Origin of the sequence: Pseudomonas helleri (assembly GCF_001043025.1) — a bacterium.
In the GTDB taxonomy this organism is placed as follows: Bacteria; Pseudomonadota; Gammaproteobacteria; order Pseudomonadales; family Pseudomonadaceae; genus Aquipseudomonas; species Aquipseudomonas helleri.
This window is the reverse complement of record NZ_JYLD01000002.1, coordinates 333,120-356,853: the sequence shown is the minus strand read 5'-3', so window position 1 is coordinate 356,853 and position 23,734 is coordinate 333,120. Positions and strand designations below refer to the sequence as shown.

Sequence of the window (23,734 nt, the reverse complement as noted above, 5' to 3'; positions counted from 1 at the left end):
GTGCAAAAAAATCTGCAAAAGAGACCGGCCATGACCGACCTGTACACCTCCATTAGCTGGCTTGAGCCGTTGCTGTTCGAACCTGTCCCCGTGGATATGGTTGAGATGGCAGATCAAATGCTGACCCTTAAAGGACGGCTCGAAGGGCTTTACCCGGCAGAGACCCGTGAGCGTATTGGTCGGCTTTTGCAACTGACCAACAGCTTTTATTCAAACCTGATTGAAGGGCAGTACACCGAGCCCAAGGTGATCGAGCAAAAAGCGCAGATCAAACGCTCGGCCAAGCAGTTAACTGAAATCGCGACGTCACACGTTCACGTTCAACGCGCATTTGAACGCATCATTGATCGGGATGTAGGGACTGGCTGGGCAGATCTTTTTGCCGTGAGTTTTGTCTCCCTCATCCATCGCGGCCTGTTTCGTGATGCCAGTGAGCAAGAACTGCACATTGATGGGTTAAAGGCGCCGATGGTGCCCGGACAACTCCGAGACATGGCCGGGCTCAATGTGTCCGTCGGTCAGCATGAGGCGCCGGCTTATCAGGCGGTGCGCCCGATGCTTGAGCGCATGCAGGTTGTGTATGGGCGGTTGGCCGATCCCCGCTATCGGTTGATTGCCACATTGGCTTATCACCACCGCCTGGCGTGGGTGCATCCCTTCCCCGATGGCAATGGTCGGGTGGTGCGCATGGTCACGCATTTACAGCTCTTGAAGTTGGGGCTGGCCTCACCCTTGTGGTCGCTGTCCCGTGGGCTGGCCCGCGAGCACGAAGCGTATTACCAGCACCTGGCCCAGGCGGATCAGCATCGCCAGGGCGATCTGGACGGGCGAGGGCAATTGTCTTTAAAAGCCTTACAGGCTTTCGTGCGTTTTATGCTGCGCACCTGTATCGACCAGATGAGTTACATGCTGGAGGCGCTGGACCGTGATGCATTACGCGCGCGACTTGAACGGGCGGTCGCTTTCGATGAGCGATTTATGGCCGCAGAGATCAAGCCGGAAATTGCCCGCGCCTTGCATATCCTGATAACTCAGGGGGCTGTAGCGCGTAATGACTTCAAAGTGTTCATGGGGCTGGGTGAGCGAACCGCGATCAATCAATTAAAGAAGCTTGTGCAGTTGGGCGTGGTAGACAGCCCGTCGCCAAAATCACGGCTGATCTATCCAGGATTTCCAGTGTGGTTCGCGCAACTGGTTTTCCCTGATCTGCATCGACGCTTTATTTAAGCGTACGCCCAGCATAAATCTGCAAAAGAAGGCTCTAGACCAAGGTAAGGGGGTGGTCTTTAGAGTCAGGAGCGCTACACTCCGAGAGCGGTACTTCTTGTCCAACTGGCCGGAATATAAAAATGAATAATAAAAATAGCCTGCTACGCCACATCCCGTGGCTGGTGCTGGCAATTGTAGGAGCCTGCGCCCTTGGCGTGGTGGCATTACGCCGGGGAGAGGCGATCAACGCGCTGTGGATTGTAGTTGCAGCGGTGGCTATCTACCTGGTCGCGTACCGTTATTACAGTCTGTTCATTGCCACTCGCGTGATGCAACTGGATCCCAACCGGGCAACGCCTGCGGTGCTCAATAACGATGGTCTGGACTACGTGCCGACCAACAAACACATCCTTTTCGGACACCACTTTGCCGCCATCGCCGGCGCTGGCCCCTTGGTCGGCCCCGTACTGGCTGCGCAAATGGGCTACCTGCCCGGCACACTGTGGCTGATTGCCGGTGTGGTACTGGCGGGCGCGGTTCAAGACTTCATGGTCTTGTTCATGTCCACACGTCGCAACGGTCGCTCTTTGGGTGACATGGTGCGCGAAGAAATGGGCAAGGTGCCTGGCACCATCGCGCTGTTTGGCTGCTTCCTGATCATGATCATCATCCTCGCGGTGCTGGCGCTGATCGTGGTTAAAGCCTTGGCCGAGAGCCCATGGGGCATGTTCACGGTGATGGCAACCATCCCGATTGCGATGTTTATGGGCGTGTACATGCGCTACATACGCCCGGGTCGCATCGGTGAAATCTCGATCATCGGTGTGCTGCTGTTGCTCGGTTCGATCTGGCTGGGCGGGCAAATTGCCGCGAGCCCGGAGTGGGCCCACGTGTTCACCTTCACCGGTGTGCAAATCACCTGGATGCTGATCGGTTATGGCTTTGTGGCTGCGGTATTGCCGGTGTGGCTGGTACTGGCACCGCGTGACTACCTGTCGACCTTCCTCAAAATCGGCACCATCATCGCGCTGGCCATCGGCATTCTGATCACCATGCCCGAGCTGAAAATGCCGGCCGTGACTCAGTTCATCGACGGCAATGGCCCGGTCTGGAAAGGCGGTCTGTTCCCGTTCCTGTTCATCACCATTGCCTGCGGCGCGGTGTCGGGTTTCCACGCACTGATCTCCTCGGGTACTACCCCTAAACTGCTGGATAACGAAGCCAACGCCCGTTACATCGGCTACGGCGGCATGCTGATGGAGTCCTTCGTGGCCATCATGGCAATGGTTGCCGCTTCGGTGATCGAGCCGGGTGTGTACTTCGCCATGAACAGCCCGCCTGCCATTGTGGGCGGTGACGTGGTGACTGTGGCGCAAACCGTGACCAGCTGGGGCTTTGCCATTACCCCGGATGCGTTGACTGCCCTGGCCAAAGACATCGGTGAAACCACCGTACTGGCCCGTGCGGGCGGCGCTCCGACACTGGCCGTGGGTATCGCGCAGATCCTGCACCATGTGTTGCCGGGCGAAAACACCATGGCGTTCTGGTACCACTTCGCCATTCTGTTTGAAGCCTTGTTTATTTTGACCGCTGTCGACGCCGGTACCCGTGCCGGTCGCTTCATGCTGCAAGACCTGTTGGGCAGCTTCGTGCCAGCGCTCAAGCGCACCGAATCCTGGCCGGCCAACCTCATTGCGACCGCAGGCTGCGTGGCGATGTGGGGGTACTTGCTTTACCAAGGCGTGATCGACCCGCTGGGCGGCATCAACACCTTGTGGCCGCTGTTCGGTATCTCTAACCAGATGCTGGCGGGTATCGCGCTGATGCTGGCGACGGTTGTGCTGATCAAAATGAAGCGTCAACGCTACATCTGGGTCACCATGCTGCCAGCGGTCTGGCTGCTGATCTGCACCACCACCGCAGGCTTCATCAAGCTGTTCGACGCTAACCCGGCGGTCGGCTTCTTGTCGCTGGCGAAAAAATACAGCACGGCGCTGGACGCAGGCCAAGTGATTGCCCCGGCGAAAAACATCGACCAGATGCAGCACGTCATCATCAACGCGTACACCAACGCGGGGCTGACCGTCCTGTTCCTGTTCGTGGTGTTCAGCATCCTGTTCTACGCGCTCAAAGTCGGCGTTGCCGCTTGGGGCAACAAAGAGCGGACGGACAAAGAAACGCCCTTCAAGGCGATGCCCGATGCACGATAGAGGAATGCAGCCATGTTCAATGACCTGAGTCGCCTCGGTAAATACCTCGGTCAGGCCGCGCGCCTGATGGTCGGCATGCCCGACTACGACAACTACGTCGAGCATATGCAAACCAATCACCCGGACAAGCCGGTGATGAGCTACGAGGCGTTCTTCCGCGAGCGCCAGGAAGCCCGTTACGGCGGCAAGAGCGGGCCCAAGTGCTGTTAAATAGCTAGACCTCTGTAGCAGCGAGCTTGTCTCGCGATCTTTTGAACCTTGAAAAGATCGCGAGGCGAGCTCGCTCCTACAGTTGTTTTTGCGCTCCCTCTTTCAAGGAGACCTGAGCATGTCATCTCCCATCCCCGTCACCATCCTTAGCGGGTTTCTGGGTGCCGGTAAAACCACGTTGTTGCGTTACCTGCTTAAAGCCGAACACGGGCTGAAAATTGCCGTGATCGAAAACGAATTCAGCGATGCCGGTATCGACACCCAATTGCTGGGCGACGAGCCGGTGCAAGTCATGACCCTGGCCAATGGTTGCGTGTGTTGCACCATCCACACCGACCTGACCAAAGCCCTCTACCTGCTGCTCGAGCGGCTGGACAGCGGCGAAATTGCCTTTGACCGTTTAGTGATTGAATGCACCGGCCTGGCCGACCCGGCCCCGGTGGCGCAAACCTTCTTCATTGATGAAGAGCTGCGTGAGCGCTACTTGCTCGACGGCATCATTACCTTGGTCGATGCCGCCCATGCCGACGTGCACCTGAGCCAAACCATCGCCCAGGCACAGATCGGCTTTGCCGACCGTTTGCTGGTGAGCAAGCGCGACCTGGTTGACGACGCCACGTTTGATGGGCTGTGCGAGCGCCTGACGCGGATCAACCGGCGTGCCCCGATTCGCGTGGTTGAGCACGGCAAAATCGACCTGGCAGAACTGCTCGATGTGCGCGGGTTTAACTTGAACGCCGACCTGGGCGGCGGCTTGAGCTTGCGCCCGGTGCAGCCGGCGGCCTCGGTTGACCGTATCTCCAGCCTGGTACTGCGTACCGACACACCGCTGGATATCGACAGCCTCAGCACGTTTATGAACGACCTGCTCGAAAGCCACGGTAAACAATTACTGCGCTACAAAGGCGTGCTCAACATCGCAGGCGAAGAGCGCCGGCTGGTGTTCCAGGGCGTGCTCAAGCTCTACGGCTTTGACTGGGACACCGAATGGGCCGAAGGCGAGGCCCGTGAAAGCGTGATGGTGTTTATTGCAGATGACCTGCCCGAAGCCAAGATTCGCGAAGGGTTTGCGCAACTGACCCTTTAGCTCGGCCCCTGCGATCACCCTGGAACCAGCTCACCCAGATAATGATTCAACAATGCCAACGCGGTGGCTTCATCTTTGTTTTCCACCGCGTTGGCCATTGCGATCTGCTGCTGCCAAGCCTCGGGCCCGTCTGAACGGCGCGCAATGGCCAGTGATGTCATGGGTATCAAGTTGGCCAGGAAGTACGCCAAGGGTGCGTTCCCGGCCATGTGTCCCAAATGCAGATGAAATGCACCCGCCAAGCGTATGGCCCGGCCCCGCTGATTGTCCGCGCAGGCCTGGCGCTGGCGCTCGATCAAATGATGCAAATGATCGATGTCGGGCCTTTGTGCCCGTTGACAGGCCATGGGTATCAAGGCCGTTTCAGTCAAACGCCGGGCATGCAGGGCTTGGCAGATCTGCTCGTCAGACGGTGAGGCGATACGTGCGCCCACTTTAGCCTGCAACGTAATGACGTGCTGATACGTCAGTAGCGAAAGGGCATGACGAATCTGCAAGCGGCTCACGCCGAACTCCCGGCCCAACCGCTCTTCATTCAACCGGCTGTCGGGGGGTAGACGTTGGTCAACAATGGCGTCCAGCACACGGGCGTACACGTCATCGGTACACGGCGCTGACTGCAAGGGGCGTGAATCGGGTAGTGACGCATTGGACGGCAACAAAGCATAAGCACTCATGGCCAGACTCCTGTCTGAAACGTGTTAACTGCCGGGGTTTTCGTCAGGTATGTTCAGTTCAATGCCCACGCGCTGACCTTCGCGCAGAATATGGCGACGCATTTCGGCGCCCGCCAACGCACTGTTTTTGGCACGAATGGCGCGCACCACGGCCTCATTTTCTTCCAGTCTTTCTGCCATGTGCTCAGGTGAGTTGCGCAGCACTTGTGCACTTTGTTTGAGGGCGTTGCTGGTTTGTTGAACAACGCTCTGGAAGATGGGATTAGACGTCAGGTTAAACAGCTCTTCATGAAAGGCGATGTACGCATTGACCCCGGCCTCGCTGTCGTTGGCTTCCAGGGCTTCGCGCATGTCCATTAGCGTTAGCCGTAACTGGCCGACCTCTTTGCTGCGAATGGACTGCGCGACCAGCCCGACGATAAACGGCTCAAGGGTGTAACGCAGTTGCAGTACATCTTCCATGCTGGCTTGCGCCACCGCGTTCTCCTGCTGGGGAGATTCGCTGGCGTTGGCTTGCAGCACCACCACGCCTTTGCTCGGCAGGGTACGGACTAGCCCCAGTGTCTCCAGCACGATGATGGCTTCCCTCAGGCTGGGGCGGCTGATGCCGAGCTTTTCAGCCAACTCCCGTTGCCCGGGCAGCATCTCTCCGCTGCGCCATTCCCCGCTGGCCAAGGCCGCCCTGAGTTTGGCTACTACCGAATTTACAACCGTTGACGAGGTGATCACTTTTCGCTCCATGAGCAACAAAAGGGGTTAGAAGATTTTAAAAATCCTGCGGGCCGACAGCGACTTCAGGTTTGAGCGGGCGAAAGGTGTAGCCCGGTTGCCCGGCGAGTACTTTGTTGGCACGTTGCACGTCGATGTCTTTTTCCCACTGGGCAATCGCGACAGTCGCCACACAGTTACCGATCAGGTTAGTCAGGGCGCGGCCAATACCCATAAACCAGTCTACCGCCAACACCAATACCAGACCTGCCACCGGTATGGCCGGGATCGCGGTCAAGGTAGCAGCAAGAATGACTAATGCCGAACCGGGAATGCCGTGAGCCCCTTTTGACGTGATCAACGAGACCAGCAAAATGGTCAGCAAGTCGGTCATGGCCAAGGGCGTGCCGGTGGCGTTGGCGATAAACACGATGGCCAGCGTCAGGTAAATCGAGAAACCATCCAGATTAAAGGAGTATCCGGTTGGAATAACCAGCCCTACCGTCGAGGTACCAATGCCCAAGTGCTCCAGCTTGCGCATGATTTGTGGCAGCACGGCATCGGACGACGCGGTGCCCAGTACAATCGTCAGCTCTTCGCGCAGGTACTTGAGCAGAGGCCAAAGACGCAGGCCAGAAGCCCGCATCACCACGCCAAGAATTACAGAAACAAACGCGGCACAGGTCAGATAAAACAAACCGACCAGGCTACCCAAGTGTTGCAGCGAATCCAGGCCATACGTGCTGGTGGTAAAGGCTATGGCGCCAAACACGCCGATGGGCGCCAAACGAACAATCATGCCCATGATGCGGAAGATGATATGGCTTAGCTCGTTAATCAGTCGCGATATCCCCGACGCCGCCTCACCGACCAGATTGAGCGCGCTGCCGAACAGGACGGAAAACAGCAGCACTTGCAGAATGTTGTTATCAGCGAAAGCGCCCACCACCGAGGTGGGGATAAGGTCCATCAAGAACTGCGCCGTGGTTTGCATATGCTCACTGCGCTGGGTGATGTCACTTGCCCCGGCGCTGGCCAATTGATCCAGATGGATATTCGCCCCTGTGCCGATCCCCGTGCTGAAGGCAAACGCCAAGCCCACAACCAGTGCAACCGTGGTCAGAATTTCAAAATAAATAACCGACTTCAGGCCGATCCTTCCGACCTTCTTCAAGTCGCCCGCACCGCTGATGCCACTGACCACTACGCAGAACACAATCAGGCCGATCAGCATCTTGATCAGCTTGATAAAAGCGTCGCCCAAGGGTTTGAGGTGGGAAGAGTATTCGGGCAAAACAAGGCCGCAAGCGGCACCGAGGAGGAGACCAAGAACGACTTGAAAGAAAATTGAACGCGAGCACCATCTGATCATGGGAGGAGTCCTGGTAGTGTCCTGACAGCAGGTCGCTGAGCGAATGGGCTTCAGAACTTAATTATTGTGGTCTTACCGGTATGTCCAGTTCGCGAGCAGTGTAGGAGTCGCATTTCGGGATAATCAAGTGAATTTTAATAAAATTGGCTGACCGGTCTTACCGGTTGAGTGAGGCTCAGCGAGCTAAAGCCTCTGCGGGATGTTGAATTGGGGGGGATGATGTGCGTGATTTGAGCGCCTGATTCACCGCGAATCTCTGTAGGAGCGAGCTTGCCTCGCGAGCTTTTAAGATCAAAAGATCGCGAGACAAGCTCGCTCCTACAGAGGGTGTGTACGCCCACGAAATTGCGGGATGTTTCGCACAGCTTTGCCAATTGCTGAGGCAGCAGGACGGCGCCTATAGTCAGCGCTCGCCCAAATGGGTGACCGGGTTTGGCGACCTGGAACGTTCTCAATGAAATGCGTAATTGCTATATATGGCCGAGCGTGTATTTTTGCTCGCTGTGCTTTATGGCAGCTGTGCGTGGGAGATCTTCGGATCTGCCGGAGTTGAGGTCGACCGGTTCGCCAACCCGCGTACAGCGGCCACCCAGTTTCGTTTGGCGACGAAGTGGGTGGTTTACAGCCGACCTTTATGAGATTCATCCATGACTAATTCACCGTACATCCCGCTGACTGCCATCGACTGCACCATCCCCGCCTTGCTGATCGACCGTAACGCCCCGCTTGACGTCTTGCACGCCAACGTCACCGCCCGCGTACTGGCGGTGACCCAACTGATGGAAACCTTCTCTAGCCGCGACGTCCAGGACGCCGACGCCATCGACCTCAAACAACTCGCCACCACCGCCATGATCTTGCTGCGCGACGGCTGCGACCTGCTCAACGTCTTGGGCTGGCGCTTACAGCCGACCTGACCCGGCCACTTATGGGTGTGCTGGCTGCGCGTGAAGCTCCACGCCCATTGCACGCATGACTTTCACCACGGTGTCGAAGCGAGGCTTGGCCCCAGGGGCGAAGGCCTTGTACAAGCTGGCACGACCGAGGCCTGAGTCTTTGGCGATTTGCGCCATACCTCGGGCTTTGGCCACGTAACCAACGGCACGAATCAGTTCATCGGTATCGCCGTCGGCAAGTACCTGGGAGAGGTACTCGCTGATGGCTTCATCACTATCGAGCAGCGCCGCCATGTCGAACGCAATAGGGGTGTTAGGCATCTCAGACCTCCTTAGCCATCATTTTTGCCTGCTTGATGTCAGCAGCCTGTGTAGATTTGTCACCGCCCACCAGCAAGACAATCATCACACCTTCGCGCAGTGTGAAATAAAGCCGATACCCGGCTCCGACATCCACGCGCATCTCAGACACGCCGCCACCGACTGTTTTGGCATCGCCAAGGTTGCCCGCCGAGGCTCTCTCAATGCGGCGTGCAATAGCGATTTTTGCGCGCATATCGCGCAGTGTTGAATGCCATAACGCAAAGGATTTCGTTTGCTGGATGATGTAATTCATTGTTATGAGTGTATCCGTGCGGAGACAGATGGCAAGTCTACACGGCTTCGCACTCCAGAGAACTCCGGCTGTCGTTTTACTGTAGGAGCGAGCTTGCCTCGCGATCTTTTGATCTTTAAAAGATCGCGAGGCAAGCTCGCTTCTACAGGGCGGGCACAAAAAAGCCCGGCTCAAGAGCCGGGCTTTTTTTTCAGCTAATTACACTCAGTTGCCGTAAACAGGCAGCTTTTTGCAGATAGCTTTTACTTTTTCGCGAACTGCATCAATCACGGCTTCGTTGTTGATGTCGTCCAGGATGTCGCAGATCCAGCCCGCCAGCTCTTTACACTCTTCAACTTTGAAGCCGCGAGTGGTCACAGCCGGGGTACCGAAACGTAGGCCCGAGGTGACGAACGGGGAGCGTGGGTCGTTAGGCACGGAGTTTTTGTTCACGGTGATGAAAGCTTTGCCCAACGCGGCGTCAGCGTCTTTACCGGAGATGTCTTGCTTGATCAGCGACAGCAGGAACAGGTGGTTTTCAGTACCGCCCGACACGATGTCGTAGCCGCGCTCGATGAACACCGAGGCCATGGCCTGGGCGTTTTTCACCACTTGTTGTTGGTACACCTTGAACTCAGGCTGCAGAGCTTCTTTGAAGCACACGGCCTTACCGGCGATAACGTGCTCCAGTGGGCCACCTTGACCGCCCGGGAATACAGCCGAGTTCAGCTTTTTCTCGATTTCAGGGTTAGCTTTGGCCAGGATCAGGCCGCCACGTGGGCCGCGCAGGGTTTTGTGCGTGGTGGTGGTTACGACGTCAGCAAATGGAACCGGGTTCGGGTAAACGCCAGCAGCCACCAGACCGGCTACGTGAGCCATGTCAACGAACAGGTACGCGCCAACTTTGTCAGCGATCGCACGGAAACGCGGGAAGTCCAGGATCTGCGAGTAGGCAGAGAAACCGGCCACGATCATTTTTGGCTTGTGCTCAACCGCCAGGCGCTCAACTTCGTCGTAGTCGATCAGGCCGTTGGCGTCGATGCCGTATTGAACAGCGTTGTACAGCTTGCCCGAGGACGAAACGCTGGCGCCGTGGGTCAGGTGACCACCGTGAGCCAGGCTCATGCCCAGGATGGTGTCACCGGCCGACAGCAGGGCCAGGTAAACAGCGCTGTTGGCCTGGGAGCCAGCGTGCGGCTGAACGTTGGCGTAATCGGCGCCGAACAGTTCTTTTGCACGGTCGATGGCCAGTTGCTCAACCACGTCGACGTATTCGCAGCCGCCGTAGTAACGCTTGCCTGGGTAGCCTTCCGCGTATTTGTTGGTCAAGACCGAGCCTTGAGCTTCCATCACCGCTGGGCTGGTGTAGTTTTCCGAAGCGATCAGCTCGATGTGTTCTTCCTGGCGCTGAGCTTCTTGCTCCATGGCGGCAAAAAGGTCGGCGTCGAACTTGGCAAGTGTCAAATCACGGCTGAACATGGCGGTCCTCAAGGATCGGGGGGCAGAAAAGGAGGGCATTCTAACCCAATGGGTATTAACTGGCATATGAAAGCGATTCACGGCGTGCGTGATCACGTTGCAAGCTTGAAACCATAGGCCTGCAATTGCTTGACCAGCAGGTGCGCGGGCATGGGGCGGCCAAACAGGTAGCCCTGAATTTCGTCGCAACCGTGCTCGCGCAGGAACTCGAGCTGCTCGTGGGTCTCGACGCCTTCGGCGATCACCGCCAGGTTGAGGCTGTGGGCCATCGCAATAATGGCGCGGACAATTTGCGCATCCTGCTCGCCTGACGGCAGGCCGTCGACGAACGTGCGGTCGATCTTGAGCACGTCGATCGGGAACTGTTTGAGGTAGTTGAGCGACGAATAACCCGTGCCGAAGTCGTCAACGGCAATGCTCAGGCCGAGGTTTTTCAGGCTGGCGAGAATTTGCAGCGCTTCGCTGACTTCGCGCATCAAGATGCTTTCGGTCAGTTCCAGCTCAAGGCACGCCGGGGAGAGCCCGGTTTCCTTGAGTATGCTGGCGATCCGCGTGCCAAGCTGGCCGTCCGAGAATTGCCGTGCCGAGATGTTGACCGAGACTTTAGGCACGCGCACTTTCTCCTGGTGCCAGCGCTTAAGCTGGCGGCACGATTCGGCCAGCACCCAGTCACCGACATCCACCACCAGCCCCAACTCTTCCAGCACCGGGATAAAGTCGCCCGGCGGCACCAGGCCACGCCGTGGGTGGTTCCAGCGCAGCAGCGCCTCAACCCCGGTCAGGCGCTTGCCGTCGCCACTGAATTGCGGCTGGTAATAGAGGATAAATTCTTGCTGTTCCAGCGCATGGCGCAGGTCGCTTTCCAGCTCCAGGCGTTCCAGGGCGCTGGCGTTCATGTCGGCCTGGTAGAACTGGAAGTTGTTCTTGCCGCGCTCTTTGGCGTGATACATCGCGGTGTCGGCGTTTTTCATCAACTGGCTGAGTTCGTTGCCGTCCTGCGGGCTTAAGGCGATGCCGATACTGGCGGTGACGAAAAATTCGCGGCTCTCAAGAACGAACGGTTGCACCAGGCTGGCGAGGATTTGCTCAGCCACCCCGACCGCCCGGTTGAGCGCCATGACGCGGGTGGCGCGGGGTTGCAAGAGCAGGGTGAACTCATCGCCGCCCATGCGCGCAACGGTGTCGTCGTCATCCACGCAGGCCAACAGGCGCGTGGCCATGTCTTTGAGCATGCGGTCGCCCGCGGCGTGGCCCAGTGAGTCGTTGATCGGTTTGAAGCGGTCGAGGTCGAGGAACATCAACACCACCCACGACTTGTTCCGTTCGGCCTGCTGCAAGGCGGTGTGCAGGCGGTCCTGGAACAGCGTGCGGTTGGGCAGGTGGGTCAGGGCGTCGTAGTAGGCCAGCCGGTGGATGCGTTGTTCGCTGGCCTTGCGCTCGCTGATGTCGCTGAAGAAGCACACATAGCTGGCCAGGTCGCCTTCGTCGTCGAAAACCGCCGTTATCCCGACCCACGCCGGGTAATGTTCGCCATTGCGCCGCTTGAGCCACACTTCGCCTTCCCAGGTGTTGTGCTGGTTCAGTTGTTTGATCACGTACTGCAAGTGCGCTTGCTGCTGTTCATCAACGGTCAGCAGGTTCGGCAGTTGGTCGAGTACCTGCTCAACGGAGTAGCCGCTCACCCGGCTAAAGGCTTCGTTGGCTTGCACGATGTAGCCCGCCGGGTCGGTGATCAGGATGGCCGAGGTGGAATGCTCAAAGACCGTGGCAGCCATGCGCAGGTCTTTTTCGGCGCTGCGCTGCTGGCTGATATCACGGGCAACGCCGAGCAGGCCTTCGAACTTGTCGTGCTCATCCCACACCAGAATCAGACGCAGTTCCACCGGTATTTTGCGCCCGTCAGCACGCACACAGTCGAGCAGGAACAGTTGGGTCTGTAGTTGGGTGCGCAGGGCCGCCAGTTGCGCCGGTTTGTCGAGCGCGCTCTTGATCCGTTCGATCAGGCTGTACAGCCCTGTCAGTTGCTGTGGTTTGGCGATGGTGGCTTGCCAGCCGTGCTTGAGCACCCAGTCGGCGTCATGGCCCAATACGGTTTCTATCGAGGGGCTGACGTAGTTGAGTTGCAGACTGTTGTTGGTAGAGAAAATCACGTCGCTGATGCTCTCGGCCAGCATCCGGTAACGATGCTCGCTGTCGCGCAACGATTCGCTGGCTTCGATTTGGTCGGTAATGTCTTTGGCGACCCCGACAATGCGTGTCACTTGGTCGCCTGTGCCGCGGGCCAGGGCTTGCTCGCGAATATCAAAGCGGCGCCACACCCCGCTGTGATGGCGAAAGCGCAGTTGGCAATCGAGTTGCTGGGCATAGCCGCCGTCGCGTTGTTGCTGGCGCAGCTGGCTGTAATGCTCGGCGTCTTCGGGGTGCAGCAACAACTCCCAGAAGTACGGCCCCATTTGTTGCAACTCAACGCTGCTGTAGCCCAGGGTTTGGCCCAAATGGTGGTTGCTGAAGATCATTCGCTGGCTGATCACGTTCTGCACGTACAGGTGGTCAGGCACGGTGCGCACTACGTCCGACCAGAAGCTTTCCCGCTCTTGCAGCGACAGCTCAATCAGCTTGCGGCTGGTGATGTCACTGATGCTTAAGATGACCGCGTGGTAGTCCTGTCGGTCTTCGGGCAGGCGCAGCACCAGCCATAAATGCTGGTCATGGCCTTGGGCATCGGTGAGGGTTATTTCCAGTTCAAGCTGGTGCTGCTGTTCAAGCACCGCTTCAGCCAACTGATAACCAATGGCTGAGGGGTTGGCCGGGCAGCCGTTGATCAGTTTTATCCAGGCTTCATGGCCCGAGCTGATGCCCAGCAGTTGCAACGCCACCTGGTTCACTTCAGTGATGCGCAGTTGCTCAAATAACAGGCGCCGCCGTTCGGGGTTGTCTTGCAGCCATTGCTTGAGCGCCTCGCGGTCGTGGAGTTTTTCGCGCTCCAGCAGGCCCGGCAAACCGGCCAGATCCAGCACGCACAAGGCCACGCCGGTGCCTTCGAAAATGTCGTGGTAGCGTCGTCGACCTTCATGCAGTTGCCGCTGGCGCCGGCGCATGTTGAGCAGCGCCAGCAGCGGCAACGACGAGAACATCAGGCCCAGCAGGCATTTGCCGATCAGGCCGGGCAGCAGATGCGCCTTGGCCTCGCTGCGATCGAACAGGCCGCGCAGTTCCCAGTCGCTGTGGCTCAAAGGCACCAGCAGCACCGTCGAGGCTTCGTCGCCCGGGGTGACAGTGCTGGCGCTGGAGGCGGTTGCCATACGGCTGAGCACGGTGTCGGTCTGGCCGTTTTCGATCAGCCATTGCGGGCGGTTGTTCTCGGCGGTTCGGCGCGTCAGCGAGTGCAGCATGCCGGTGCTCAGGCGCAGCAGCCAATACCCGTTGAAGGTGTCGTTAGGCGGGCGCAAGCGCAGGTAAATGACGCTGGCATCATGGTTATTGCCGTAGTAATAAACGTCGCCCCGGCCTTGCGGCGGGTTACTGCGTACCCACTCTTTCAAAAAAGCCGCGTCAGGGCTGGCGCTACTGCTGTCGAGCACAATATCGCCAGTTGGGCTGAGCAAGGCCAGGCTTTGCACATTCGGCACCACTGCACGCAGTTGGTTGACCACAGCTTGCTGCTGGCTTGGGGTGCGGGGGAGTTCGTAGAGCGGGAGCTGGTTGAGGGCGGTTTCGGCCTTGAGCGCCAGGCTCAAACTGATGTGGTCAGCCAGGTCTGCGCTGTAATGGACGCTGGCCAAGTGCTCTTGTTCGAGGGTTTCCTGGAACTGTTCAATTAATAACCAAATCAGGATCCCCAGCAAAAACAGCACCAGCGCTGCCAAGGCACCCTTTAACGTCCCGCGCACGGGTGGGCCAAGGGTTTGGCCTGGCACATGGGTGAGTGTTGGCGGAGCTACATTAGGCAAGCTGCGATCCTGCGGTTTGGCGACTAAGGTGCAACACGTATTATTAGCTGGACGCGTACGGGACGGCTAGCATGCCTTGGGTCGTGGCAAAGTGCCAGTGCCGTGGCTCGCGCTGGTTTGCCCTGTCCCGCGCATTCAGGTAGCTTTGCCGGTTACGCGAGGGCATTTTAGCTCCTACACTCAGGCTTTTTCTGCGAGCAGGCATTGATCCGTTCAATTTCTGTCTTTGTGCTATGGCCTGATCAGGGCATCGCTCGCGCCTTATTCATCAGTCACTGACGCTAGGTTATCCATGGCTCAATACGTTTTCACCATGCATCGGCTGAGTAAGGTTGTTCCGCCGAAGCGGGAAATCCTGAAAAACATCTCCTTGTCGTTCTTCCCTGGCGCCAAAATCGGCGTACTGGGCCTGAACGGTTCGGGTAAATCTACTCTGTTGAAAATCATGGCTGGCGTCGACACCGAGTTCGACGGTGAAGCCCGTCCAATGCCAGAGCTCAATGTCGGCTACCTGCCGCAAGAGCCGCAACTGGACGCCAGCAAAACCGTGCGTGAAGTGGTCGAAGAAGCAGTGAGCGTGATCAAGGATGCGCAAGCGCGCCTGGATCAGGTTTACGCTGAATACGCCGAGCCGGATGCCGACTTCGACAAGCTGGCCGCTGAACAGGCCAAGCTCGAAGCGATCCTGCAAGCCGGTGACGGCCACAACCTTGAGCGCCAGCTCGAAGTGGCAGCCGATGCCCTGCGCCTGCCCGCCTGGGACGCCAAAATTGAACACCTGTCGGGTGGTGAGAAGCGCCGTGTGGCCCTGTGCCGCCTGCTGCTGTCGGCCCCGGACATGCTGCTGCTCGACGAACCAACCAACCACCTGGACGCCGACTCGGTGGCCTGGCTTGAGCACTTCCTGCACGACTTCCCGGGTACCGTGGTTGCGATTACGCACGACCGTTACTTCCTGGACAACGTCGCCGGCTGGATTCTGGAACTCGACCGCGGCGCCGGTATTCCTTACGAGGGCAACTACTCGGGTTGGCTTGAAGCCAAGTCCGACCGTCTGGCCCAGGAATCCAAGCAGCAGTCGGCCCATGAAAAGGCCATGAAAGACGAGCTGGAATGGGTCCGTAAAGGCGCCAAGGCGCGTCAGTCCAAGTCCAAGGCGCGTCTGCAACGCTTCGAAGAACTGCAATCGCAGGAATTCCAGAAGCGCAGCGAAACCAACGAAATCTACATCCCGGCCGGTCCGCGCCTGGGTGACAAGGTGATCGAGTTCAAGAACGTGTCCAAGGGTTACGGCGATCGCGTGTTGATCGACAACCTGTCGTTCGTGATGCCTAAAGGCGCCATTGTCGGCGTGATCGGTGGTAACGGTGCCGGTAAGTCGACCCTGTTCCGCATGCTGATGGGCAAAGAGCAGCCGGATTCGGGCAGCATCGAAGTGGGCGAAACCGTGCAACTGGCCTGTGTTGACCAGAGCCGTGACGACCTGGATGGCAGCAAGTCGGTGTTCCAGGCGATTTCGGATGGTTCCGATGTGATCCGCATCGGCAACTACGAAATCCCGTCGCGTACCTACGTGGGCCGTTTCAACTTTAAAGGTGGCGATCAGCAGAAGTTCGTCAAGGACCTGTCCGGTGGTGAGCGTGGTCGCTTGCACCTGGCCCTGACCTTGAAAGAGGGCGCCAACGTGCTGCTGCTCGACGAACCGTCCAACGACCTTGACGTTGAGACCTTGCGTTCGCTCGAAGAAGCGCTGCTGGACTTCCCGGGCGCTGCCATTGTGATCTCTCACGATCGGTGGTTCCTTGACCGCGTCGCGACTCACATCCTGGCGTACGAAGACGACTCGCAAGCGGTCTTCTTTGAAGGCAACTACACCGAGTACGAAGCAGACCGTAAAAAGCGCCTCGGCGAAGCGGCTGCCCAGCCGCACCGCGTGCGTCACAAAAAACTGGCCCAGTAAGGCCGGTTTGCAAGAAAAACGGAGCCCCTCGGGGCTCCGTTTTTTTTGGGGGATCCTGTAGGAGCGAGCTTGCCTCGCGATCTTTTGATCGTTTAAAAAGATCGCGAGGCAAGCTCGCTCCTACAGAATTGCGTGTTTTTATTGGTGCAAAACTGGGTACATAAATCACTTTTTTGGTGCGCAAAAACCGCATAAAACCTGGGCTATTTATATAAAAGCACCATTTAAATTCATAACTGCGACATTTTGCGCTGTCGCGGTGCGGCATGACTTGTTAAAGTTCTGGCCAATCTCCGTTTAACGACAACAAATTTGCCGAGACTTTTCCCATGATCGAATCCGTCGACCACTTCCTTTCCCGTCTGAAAAAACGTGACCCGGACCAGCCAGAATTCCACCAGGCAGTGGAAGAAGTCCTGCGCAGTCTGTGGCCGTTTCTTGAAGCCAATCCGCATTATCTGACTTCAGGCATTCTTGAACGCATCTGCGAACCAGAGCGTGCCATTGTGTTTCGCGTGTCATGGGTCGACGACGAAGGCAAAGTCCGCGTTAACCGTGGTTTCCGCATCCAGATGAACAGCGCGATTGGCCCGTACAAGGGCGGCTTGCGCTTCCACCCGTCGGTGAACCTTGGCGTGCTGAAGTTCCTGGCGTTTGAACAGACCTTCAAAAACTCCCTGACTTCGTTGCCTATGGGCGGCGGTAAAGGCGGTTCGGACTTCAACCCCAAGGGCAAGAGCGACGCTGAAGTGATGCGTTTCTGCCAGGCCTTTATGAGCGAGTTGTACCGCCACATTGGTTCTGACGTTGACGTACCGGCGGGCGATATCGGCGTGGGGGCGCGGGAAATCGGCTTTATGTTTGGTCAATACAAACGCCTGAGCAACCAGTTCACCTCGGTACTGACCGGCAAGGGCATGAGCTACGGCGGCAGCCTGATTCGCCCGGAAGCCACTGGTTTTGGTTGCGTGTACTTCGCCCAGGAAATGCTCAAGCGCAGCGGTCAGCGCATTGATGGCAAGCGCGTGGCGATCTCCGGTTCCGGCAACGTGGCGCAGTACGCGGCACGCAAGGTCATGGACCTGGGCGGCAAAGTGATTTCGCTGTCGGACTCCGAAGGCACCCTGTACTGCGAAGCGGGTCTGAACGATGAGCAGTGGGACGCGCTGATGGACCTCAAAAACGTCAAGCGTGGCCGCATCAGCGAGTTGGCCAGCCAGTTTGGCCTGGAGTTCCTGGCCGGTCAGCACCCGTGGAACCTGGCGTGCGATATCGCCCTGCCATGCGCCACGCAAAACGAGCTGGACGCCGACGCGGCCCGTACGCTGCTGAGCAATGGCTGCCTGTGCGTGGCCGAAGGCGCGAACATGCCGACCACCCTTGAGGCGGTTGATCTGTTTATCGAGGCGGGCATTCTGTTTGCGCCGGGCAAAGCCTCAAACGCAGGCGGCGTGGCCGTGAGCGGGCTGGAAATGTCGCAAAACGCCATGCGCCTGTTGTGGACGGCCGGTGAAGTGGACAACAAGCTGCACAACATCATGCAGTCCATCCACCATGCATGCGTACACTACGGCGAAGAAAACGGCCGTATCAACTACGTCAAAGGCGCGAACATCGCGGGCTTCGTCAAAGTGGCTGACGCCATGCTGGCTCAGGGCGTGGTGTAAGCCGGTTCGATCGCGAGGATCTCGACCTGCAGATCGCCTGCAGGCCGGATCCACAGCACTTCATCACCCAGCCGCGCGCCCAACAGCGCCCGGCCCAGCGGTGAGCCCCAGTTAATCAGGCCCTGCGCTGCATCGGCCTGATCTTCCCCGACCAGTTGCACGCGCTTTTGCGTGCCGTGTTCATCGACGTACGTCACCCAGCTGCCAATCTGCACCTTGTGCGTTGACGTCGCCGGGGCGACCACGTGTGCGCTGTGCAGGCGTTGATTGAAGTAGCGCAGGTCGCGTTCCATGTCGGCCAGGTGCTGTTTATCGGGCAAGTCTTTGCGGGCGGCCTCCTGGCTGTGCAGGCGTTGCAACTCGGCGACCTTGGCTTGCAATTGCTCAAGGCCTTGAGCGGTAACGTAGTTCGGCTGTTCGCTGACCTGACGCTCAACCGGCGTATCGGCCTGATTGGCGGCGCTGTCTTCGTTTACAAATGCACGGCTCATAATGGCAGTCCCTTTGTTAACAGTTAGCCCTGCAGTGTGGGTGGCATCAGTAGTGATACCACTTGAGTTCGAGCATCACTTCGTTGACCGGTGAGGCAAGGTGGCTGAACTCACGCTGTGCGGTCAACCGCAGGCCGAGATTTCGGGAGATTTCCCATTGCTGATTCAGGCTCAGGCTACGGCGCACTTCGCCGTTGGTGAAGTAATCGGCCTTGGTTTCCAGGCTCAGGTTGCCCACCGGGTTACGCCACAACACGCCGGTGTTGTAGCCCGCCGCCGGTGAAACAAACGCGGCGAAGTCGTTGTTGTGCTCGACCCGCACGGTGCCCAGGGCAAAGCCAAGCAGGTTGTCGCTTAACTGCCAGGTACCGCCTGCACCGCCGTTGACGTGGGTGACCAAACGTTCACTGCCATGTTTGCCGAGCACCCTCTCAAGGCCGCCGCCGACTTGCCATGACCAGGGTTGCAGCAGGGCGTTGCGCGGGGTCAGGGAGCGAATGTTGGCCAGGTCCAGCTGCTGGACTTGCCATTTATTGCCCTCGTATTGGCGCAGCTTGAGCTGGAGGATTTCAATCTGCGCGCCCAGCGGGAAGCCCGGTGCGTTGTCGTTCAGGTCGTGGTAGGCCATGCGCAGGCCGTATTCGGCGAACGCTTTGTCATCGCGGCTGCCCGCGCCCAGTTGCCAGGTACGTGATTCGTGGCCGTTTTCGGGAAGCTCGGGGCGCTCGACTTGCAGCTCTGGCGCCGGGTTCTGGTTGATGGCGCGCAGCAGTTCATAGCTACGTTGCGAGCGCCCGGTGTCGCGCTCAAGGCCATTGGCCCGGTAGCGTTCAAGACGATAGGCCGCGTCGATAATCAGCGCCTGACGCGCTTTGGGCAACGCCATGAAGGTCGGGTTCTGCAATTGCGTCTGATCGGCGCTGACCTGCAGCACCCATTGCTGTTCTTCGGGGTCGAGCACTTTGGCCCGGTCCAGCAGCTCGCGTTCGCGGGACGGGCGGTATTCGATGCTTTCTACCAGGCCGGCTTCCTTGACCGCTTTAACCGTGTCGGTGGGAATCGCTGTCAGCGGGAACTGGGTGGTCAATTGCAAGCCGGGGCGTGCCACTTGCAGCAGTTCAAGCAGGCGGTAGGAGCAGTTTTCATCGAAGAAAAAGTAATCGAACTGGATTTGCTTCAGTTCCCACACATGTTCAACCATGCGTTGGGTTTCTTCGGGGGTCAGGTTGAGCCGGTATTCCCACAGGTCGCGGTTTTCCAGGCTGCGGTATTCCGAGAGTTTTTCCTGGTAGGGGACCAGGGCAAACAGGCCGGGGTAACCACCGGCCAAGCCTTTCCAGGCATACAGAATGCTGTTGTCGGAGCCTTCGATGTAGGCGCCAAAGTTGATCGCGTAGCTGAGCAGCGCGGTTTTGTTGCTTTGTACATCGGCCTGGTCAATGCGCAGCAAGGTGTGGCCGAACATGGACGACGGGCTGTTGAGGTACGCCGCCGGGAAGATCATCACCGTGCTGTGCGGCGCGACGTCGGTGAACCACTGGGTGAACTCTGCGCATTCAACCTTGGGCAGGTCGTTGAGGTTCAGTTGCGCCTTGAGCCAGCGGGTACGGGCCGGGTATACGCATTGCGGGTGTTTGTCGCCCAGGCTCACCGGGGCATACAACGCCTCTACGGTGGCGCGCAGTTCGGCGTCGGGGTGGTGGGCGCCGTCGGCGGCCAGAAAGAATTTGTCGTCGCTGACATAGCTGCGCCAGCCGCCCAGTTTGCGGGCTTCGTAATGGCCTAAAGAAATCCAGAACGGGTCGTTGGCGAGTTGCTGCAAACGTTGATTGTCGATTTGAGGCGCGGCGTACAGCGGGGCGCAGGCACAGAGCGCCAGATAGGCAAGGCGTTTGAGCATGGTGAGCAACTGTTGTCAGGCGAATGGAATTGAAACAGAAGTACCCGCTCCCGAAGGAGCGGGCAAGTCTCAGTTACGACGCAACGGTTGCGTACTTGGACAGGCGGGCATCGCCTTTGAGAACAGCCAGTGTGTTGTTATGCACATCGTCAGCGGTCACGTCAGCCTTGCTGAAGATTTGCTGGAAGTGCTCGTGGGTGACTGCGGCAAAATGCTCGCGGTCTTCAGGGGCCACACCCAGTACCACCGCGTAGGTGGTCAGTGCTTCGCCGTTGCCTTTGGCCATGTCTTCGGACAGCTCGTTCATCATGCCATTCATGGCAATCCACGATTTGCCGCCGTAAGTCAGGGCGTCTTTGGTGGTACAGCCGTTGGTACCTGAGGTCATGCCGAAGGTCGCGTTACCGGAGGTGCCGTTGGTGGTGGAGGCCAGGAAGTGGGCGGGGGTGCCGCGCTGACCTTCAAACAGCATGTTGCCCCAACCGCAGTTCGGGCCGCCGGGTGCTTGCGCCATGGCGTTGAGGGAAACCACTGTAAAGAGAGTGCCGAGAAGAATCCGTTTCATATCATTGTTCTCTATGCGTGCAACCAATGGACAAGGGTATCTGGCCGTCATTAGCCAGAACGGGCCGGTTATCAATCCAGCCTCGCAACACTTAGGAGTCTAGGCACGATCAGCAGGTTCCGTGGTTTTTTGTAAAACAATCGTTGGGCGGGAGGTTTTTTCGCCCGCAAACATTGGGCCCCGATAATTCAGGTGTAACGCGCCTTGCCAGTGGCGTACAGCCAGCGCCAGAATGCTGCCATCTGCCCTGCCTGATGTAAGGAAGCCCGATGCCTGATTCTGTTGCTGCCAGCCTGCGTCTAGCGCCTGACGCGCTAACCCGTCCTTTTTCCGCTGAACAGTTCAGCTTCTCGACCACCAATGATTTAGAACCCTTTCGCGGCATTCTCGGCCAGGAGCGCGCGGTCGAAGCCTTGCAGTTTGGCGTGGCCATGCCGCGTCCGGGTTACAACGTATTTGTGATGGGCGAGCCGGGTACGGGGCGCTTCTCGTTTGTGAAGCGCTACCTCAAGGCAGAAGGCAAACGCCTCAAGTCGCCCAGCGACTGGGTGTACGTCAATAACTTTGATGAGCCCCGTGAGCCGCGCGCGCTGGAGCTACCCGCGAGCACGGCGGGTGCTTTTATCGCGGACGTTAACGGGCTGATCGACAACCTGCTGGCGACGTTCCCGGCGGTGTTTGAACACCCGACCTACCAGCAGCGCAAAAGCGCCATCGACCGTGGTTTCAACCAGCGCTACGACCGTGCGCTGGATGTGATCGAGCGCCTGGCGCTGGAAAAGGGCGTGGCCCTGTACCGCGACAGCAGCAACGTGGCCTTCACCCCGATGAGTGACGGCAAGGCGCTGGACGAGGCCGAGTTTTCGCAGTTGCCCGAAGAAGAACGTGAGCGTTTTCACGAGGACATTTCCGGGCTTGAAGAGCGCCTCAACGAAGAACTGGCGAGCCTGCCGCAGTGGAAACGTGAGTCGAACAACCAGCTGCGCCAACTGAACGAAGAAACCATCACCCTGGCCTTGCAGCCCCTGTTGTCGCCGTTATCGCAGAAGTACGCCGAAAATGGCGCGGTGTGCGGTTACTTGCAGGCCATGCAGGTGTACCTGCTCAAAACGGTGGTGGAGCAACTGGTCGACGACAGCAAAACTGACGCCCAGGCGCGCAAGTTGCTGGAAGAGCAGTACCTGCCGAGCCTGGTGGTGGGCCAGCCGATGAGCGGCGGCGCGCCGGTGGTGTTCGAGCCGCACCCGACCTACGACAACCTCTTTGGCCGCATCGAATACAGCACCGACCAAGGCGCGCTGTACACCACCTACCGGCAATTGCGCCCGGGTGCCTTGCACCGTGCCAACGGCGGCTTTTTGATCCTTGAAGCCGAGAAGATGCTCAGCGAGCCGTTTGTCTGGGATGCGCTGAAGCGTGCGTTGCAATCGCGCAAATTGAAAATGGAATCGCCGCTGGGCGAACTGGGGCGCATGGCCACCGTGACCCTGAGCCCGCAGGTGATCCCGCTGCAGGTCAAGGTCATCATCATCGGTGCCCGCCAGCTGTACTACACGCTGCAAGACCTGGACCCGGACTTCCAGGAGATGTTCCGGGTGCTGGTGGACTTCGACGAAGACATCCCGATGGTCGATGAAAGCCTGGAGCAGTTCGCCCAGTTGCTCACCACCCGCACGTCAGAAGAAGGCATGGCGCCGCTGACGGCAGGTGCGGTGGCGCGTCTGGCGACCTACAGCGCGCGTCTGGCCGAGCATCAGGGGCGCTTGTCGGCGCGCATTGGTGACCTGTTCCAACTGGTCAGCGAAGCGGACTTTATCCGCCATCTGGCCAACGATGAAATGACCGATGCGGGCCACATCGAGCGTGCGCTCAAAGCCAAAGCGACCCGTACCGGACGCGTGTCGGCGCGCATTCTGGACGACATGCTGGCGGGGATCATTCTGATCGACACCGACGGTGCGGCGGTCGGCAAGTGCAACGGGCTGACCGTGCTGGAAGTCGGTGACTCGGCATTCGGTGTGCCGGCGCGTATTTCGGCCACGGTGTATCCGGGGGGCAGCGGCATTGTCGACATTGAGCGCGAGGTTAACCTCGGGCAGCCGATTCACTCCAAAGGGGTGATGATTTTGACCGGCTACCTGGGTAGCCGCTATGCCCAGGAGTTCCCGCTGGCGATTTCGGCGAGCATTGCCCTGGAACAGTCGTACGGCTACGTCGATGGCGACAGTGCTTCGTTGGGTGAAGCCTGCACGTTGATTTCGGCACTCTCCAAAACGCCGCTCAAGCAGTGCTTTGCGATTACCGGCTCGATCAACCAGTTTGGTGAAGTGCAGGCGGTTGGCGGGGTGAACGAGAAGATCGAAGGCTTCTTCCGGCTTTGCGAAGCCCGCGGCCTGACCGGGGAGCAGGGGGCCATTATTCCGCAAGCTAACGTTGCGACTTTGATGCTTGATGAGAAGGTGCTCAAGGCCGTGCGTGAAGGCAAGTTCCACGTGTACGCCGTGCGTCAGGCGGACGAAGCCTTGAGCCTGCTGGTGGGCGAGCCTGCCGGTGAGCCGGATGAAGAAGGCCAGTTCCCGGAAGGCAGCGTCAACGCCCGGGTGGTTGAGCGTTTGCGGGTGATTGCCGAAATGGTCAACGACGACGACCTCAAGGAAGCCGAGAAAGAACTGCTGGCCGAAGCCCTGGCGGCGAAAAAGCCGGCTTGATCCCTGGGTCTGTAGTCGCTGCCGAAGCATGAGGCTGCGAGATGTGCCAA

19 protein-coding genes are annotated in these 23,734 nt (G+C 58.6%); 8 read left to right on the top strand and 11 right to left on the bottom strand.

Features of this window, described 5'->3' with window-relative positions; translation table 11 throughout:
• The first annotated feature begins 30 nt into the window (after positions 1-30).
• The 4 genes from TU84_RS04300 to yjiA all read left to right on the top strand — a co-directional run bounded on the left by TU84_RS04300 (position 31) and on the right by yjiA (position 4,716).
• Positions 31-1,227, top strand: coding sequence for a Fic family protein (locus TU84_RS04300; RefSeq protein WP_241486375.1), 1,197 nt, complete (start codon positions 31-33; stop codon positions 1,225-1,227).
• Positions 1,228-1,349: 122 nt separating this feature from the next.
• Entirely contained in the window at positions 1,350-3,419 is a 2,070-nt protein-coding gene (locus TU84_RS04295) for a carbon starvation CstA family protein (protein ID WP_048367433.1), read from the top strand.
• 12 nt (positions 3,420-3,431) lie between these two features.
• The gene (locus tag TU84_RS04290) at positions 3,432-3,629 is read left to right on the top strand and encodes a YbdD/YjiX family protein (protein ID WP_048367431.1); all 198 of its coding nucleotides are present in this window, start codon (positions 3,432-3,434) and stop codon (positions 3,627-3,629) included.
• A 118-nt stretch (positions 3,630-3,747) separates the two neighbouring features.
• Positions 3,748-4,716 carry a GTPase gene (gene yjiA, locus TU84_RS04285; RefSeq protein ID WP_048367430.1) on the top strand — a complete coding sequence of 323 codons (969 nt, stop codon included), beginning with the start codon at positions 3,748-3,750 and terminating at the stop codon, positions 4,714-4,716.
• 14 nt (positions 4,717-4,730) lie between these two features.
• Here yjiA and TU84_RS04280 read toward each other — a convergent pair whose 3' ends face one another.
• Genes TU84_RS04280 through TU84_RS04270 form a run of 3 tightly spaced genes read right to left on the bottom strand, consistent with a single transcriptional unit; the run spans position 4,731 to position 7,473 of the window.
• Entirely contained in the window at positions 4,731-5,393 is a 663-nt protein-coding gene (locus tag TU84_RS04280; RefSeq protein WP_048367429.1) for a GntR family transcriptional regulator, read from the bottom strand.
• A gap of 24 nt (positions 5,394-5,417) precedes the next feature.
• Positions 5,418-6,122: a FadR/GntR family transcriptional regulator gene (locus TU84_RS04275; RefSeq protein ID WP_048367805.1), complete on the bottom strand. Its 705-nt coding sequence runs from the start codon at positions 6,120-6,122 to the stop codon at positions 5,418-5,420.
• 37 nt (positions 6,123-6,159) lie between these two features.
• Positions 6,160-7,473 (bottom strand): C4-dicarboxylate transporter DctA, encoded by a 1,314-nt coding sequence (locus tag TU84_RS04270; RefSeq protein WP_048367427.1) that lies wholly within the window; start codon positions 7,471-7,473, stop codon positions 6,160-6,162.
• 647 nt (positions 7,474-8,120) lie between these two features.
• On the opposite strand from TU84_RS04270, the gene TU84_RS04265 reads away from it, so the two are divergent.
• Entirely contained in the window at positions 8,121-8,390 is a 270-nt protein-coding gene (locus TU84_RS04265) for a hypothetical protein (RefSeq protein WP_048367426.1), read from the top strand.
• 9 nt (positions 8,391-8,399) lie between these two features.
• Here TU84_RS04265 and TU84_RS04260 read toward each other — a convergent pair whose 3' ends face one another.
• From TU84_RS04260 to TU84_RS26575, 5 genes are all read right to left on the bottom strand, one after another.
• Entirely contained in the window at positions 8,400-8,690 is a 291-nt protein-coding gene (locus tag TU84_RS04260; protein WP_048367424.1) for an addiction module antidote protein, read from the bottom strand.
• Position 8,691: 1 nt separating this feature from the next.
• Entirely contained in the window at positions 8,692-8,985 is a 294-nt protein-coding gene (locus TU84_RS04255) for a type II toxin-antitoxin system RelE/ParE family toxin (RefSeq protein ID WP_048367422.1), read from the bottom strand.
• Positions 8,986-9,189: 204 nt separating this feature from the next.
• A complete protein-coding gene (glyA, locus tag TU84_RS04250; RefSeq protein ID WP_048367420.1) occupies positions 9,190-10,443 on the bottom strand; it encodes a serine hydroxymethyltransferase in 1,254 nt (417 codons plus the stop codon).
• Between the two features lie 92 nt (positions 10,444-10,535).
• Positions 10,536-14,393: a sensor domain-containing protein gene (locus TU84_RS04245; RefSeq protein WP_048367417.1), complete on the bottom strand. Its 3,858-nt coding sequence runs from the start codon at positions 14,391-14,393 to the stop codon at positions 10,536-10,538.
• 43 nt (positions 14,394-14,436) lie between these two features.
• Positions 14,437-14,559 (bottom strand): hypothetical protein, encoded by a 123-nt coding sequence (locus TU84_RS26575; protein WP_256677192.1) that lies wholly within the window; start codon positions 14,557-14,559, stop codon positions 14,437-14,439.
• 126 nt (positions 14,560-14,685) lie between these two features.
• Between TU84_RS26575 and ettA the strand changes: the two genes are divergently transcribed.
• Together ettA and gdhA are read left to right on the top strand one after the other, a co-directional pair.
• Positions 14,686-16,353: an energy-dependent translational throttle protein EttA gene (gene ettA / locus TU84_RS04240; protein ID WP_048367416.1), complete on the top strand. Its 1,668-nt coding sequence runs from the start codon at positions 14,686-14,688 to the stop codon at positions 16,351-16,353.
• Between the two features lie 329 nt (positions 16,354-16,682).
• Positions 16,683-18,020: an NADP-specific glutamate dehydrogenase gene (gdhA, locus tag TU84_RS04235; RefSeq protein WP_048367414.1), complete on the top strand. Its 1,338-nt coding sequence runs from the start codon at positions 16,683-16,685 to the stop codon at positions 18,018-18,020.
• On the opposite strand, the gene TU84_RS04230 is transcribed toward gdhA, so the two are convergent.
• The 3 genes from TU84_RS04230 to TU84_RS04220 form a co-directional block, all read right to left on the bottom strand.
• Complete coding sequence (locus TU84_RS04230; protein WP_048367413.1) at positions 18,005-18,511, bottom strand: GreA/GreB family elongation factor; 507 nt, start codon at positions 18,509-18,511, stop codon at positions 18,005-18,007. The genes gdhA and TU84_RS04230 overlap by 16 nt on opposite strands.
• Before the next feature lie 46 nt (positions 18,512-18,557).
• A complete protein-coding gene (locus tag TU84_RS04225) occupies positions 18,558-20,411 on the bottom strand; it encodes an Lnb N-terminal periplasmic domain-containing protein (protein WP_048367411.1) in 1,854 nt (617 codons plus the stop codon).
• A 73-nt stretch (positions 20,412-20,484) separates the two neighbouring features.
• Positions 20,485-20,976 (bottom strand): DUF3015 domain-containing protein, encoded by a 492-nt coding sequence (locus TU84_RS04220; RefSeq protein WP_048367410.1) that lies wholly within the window; start codon positions 20,974-20,976, stop codon positions 20,485-20,487.
• Positions 20,977-21,245: 269 nt separating this feature from the next.
• Between TU84_RS04220 and TU84_RS04215 the strand changes: the two genes are divergently transcribed.
• Positions 21,246-23,684, top strand: a complete 2,439-nt coding sequence (locus TU84_RS04215) for a Lon protease family protein (protein WP_048367409.1) — start codon at positions 21,246-21,248, stop codon at positions 23,682-23,684.
• The last annotated feature ends 50 nt before the right edge of the window (positions 23,685-23,734 follow it).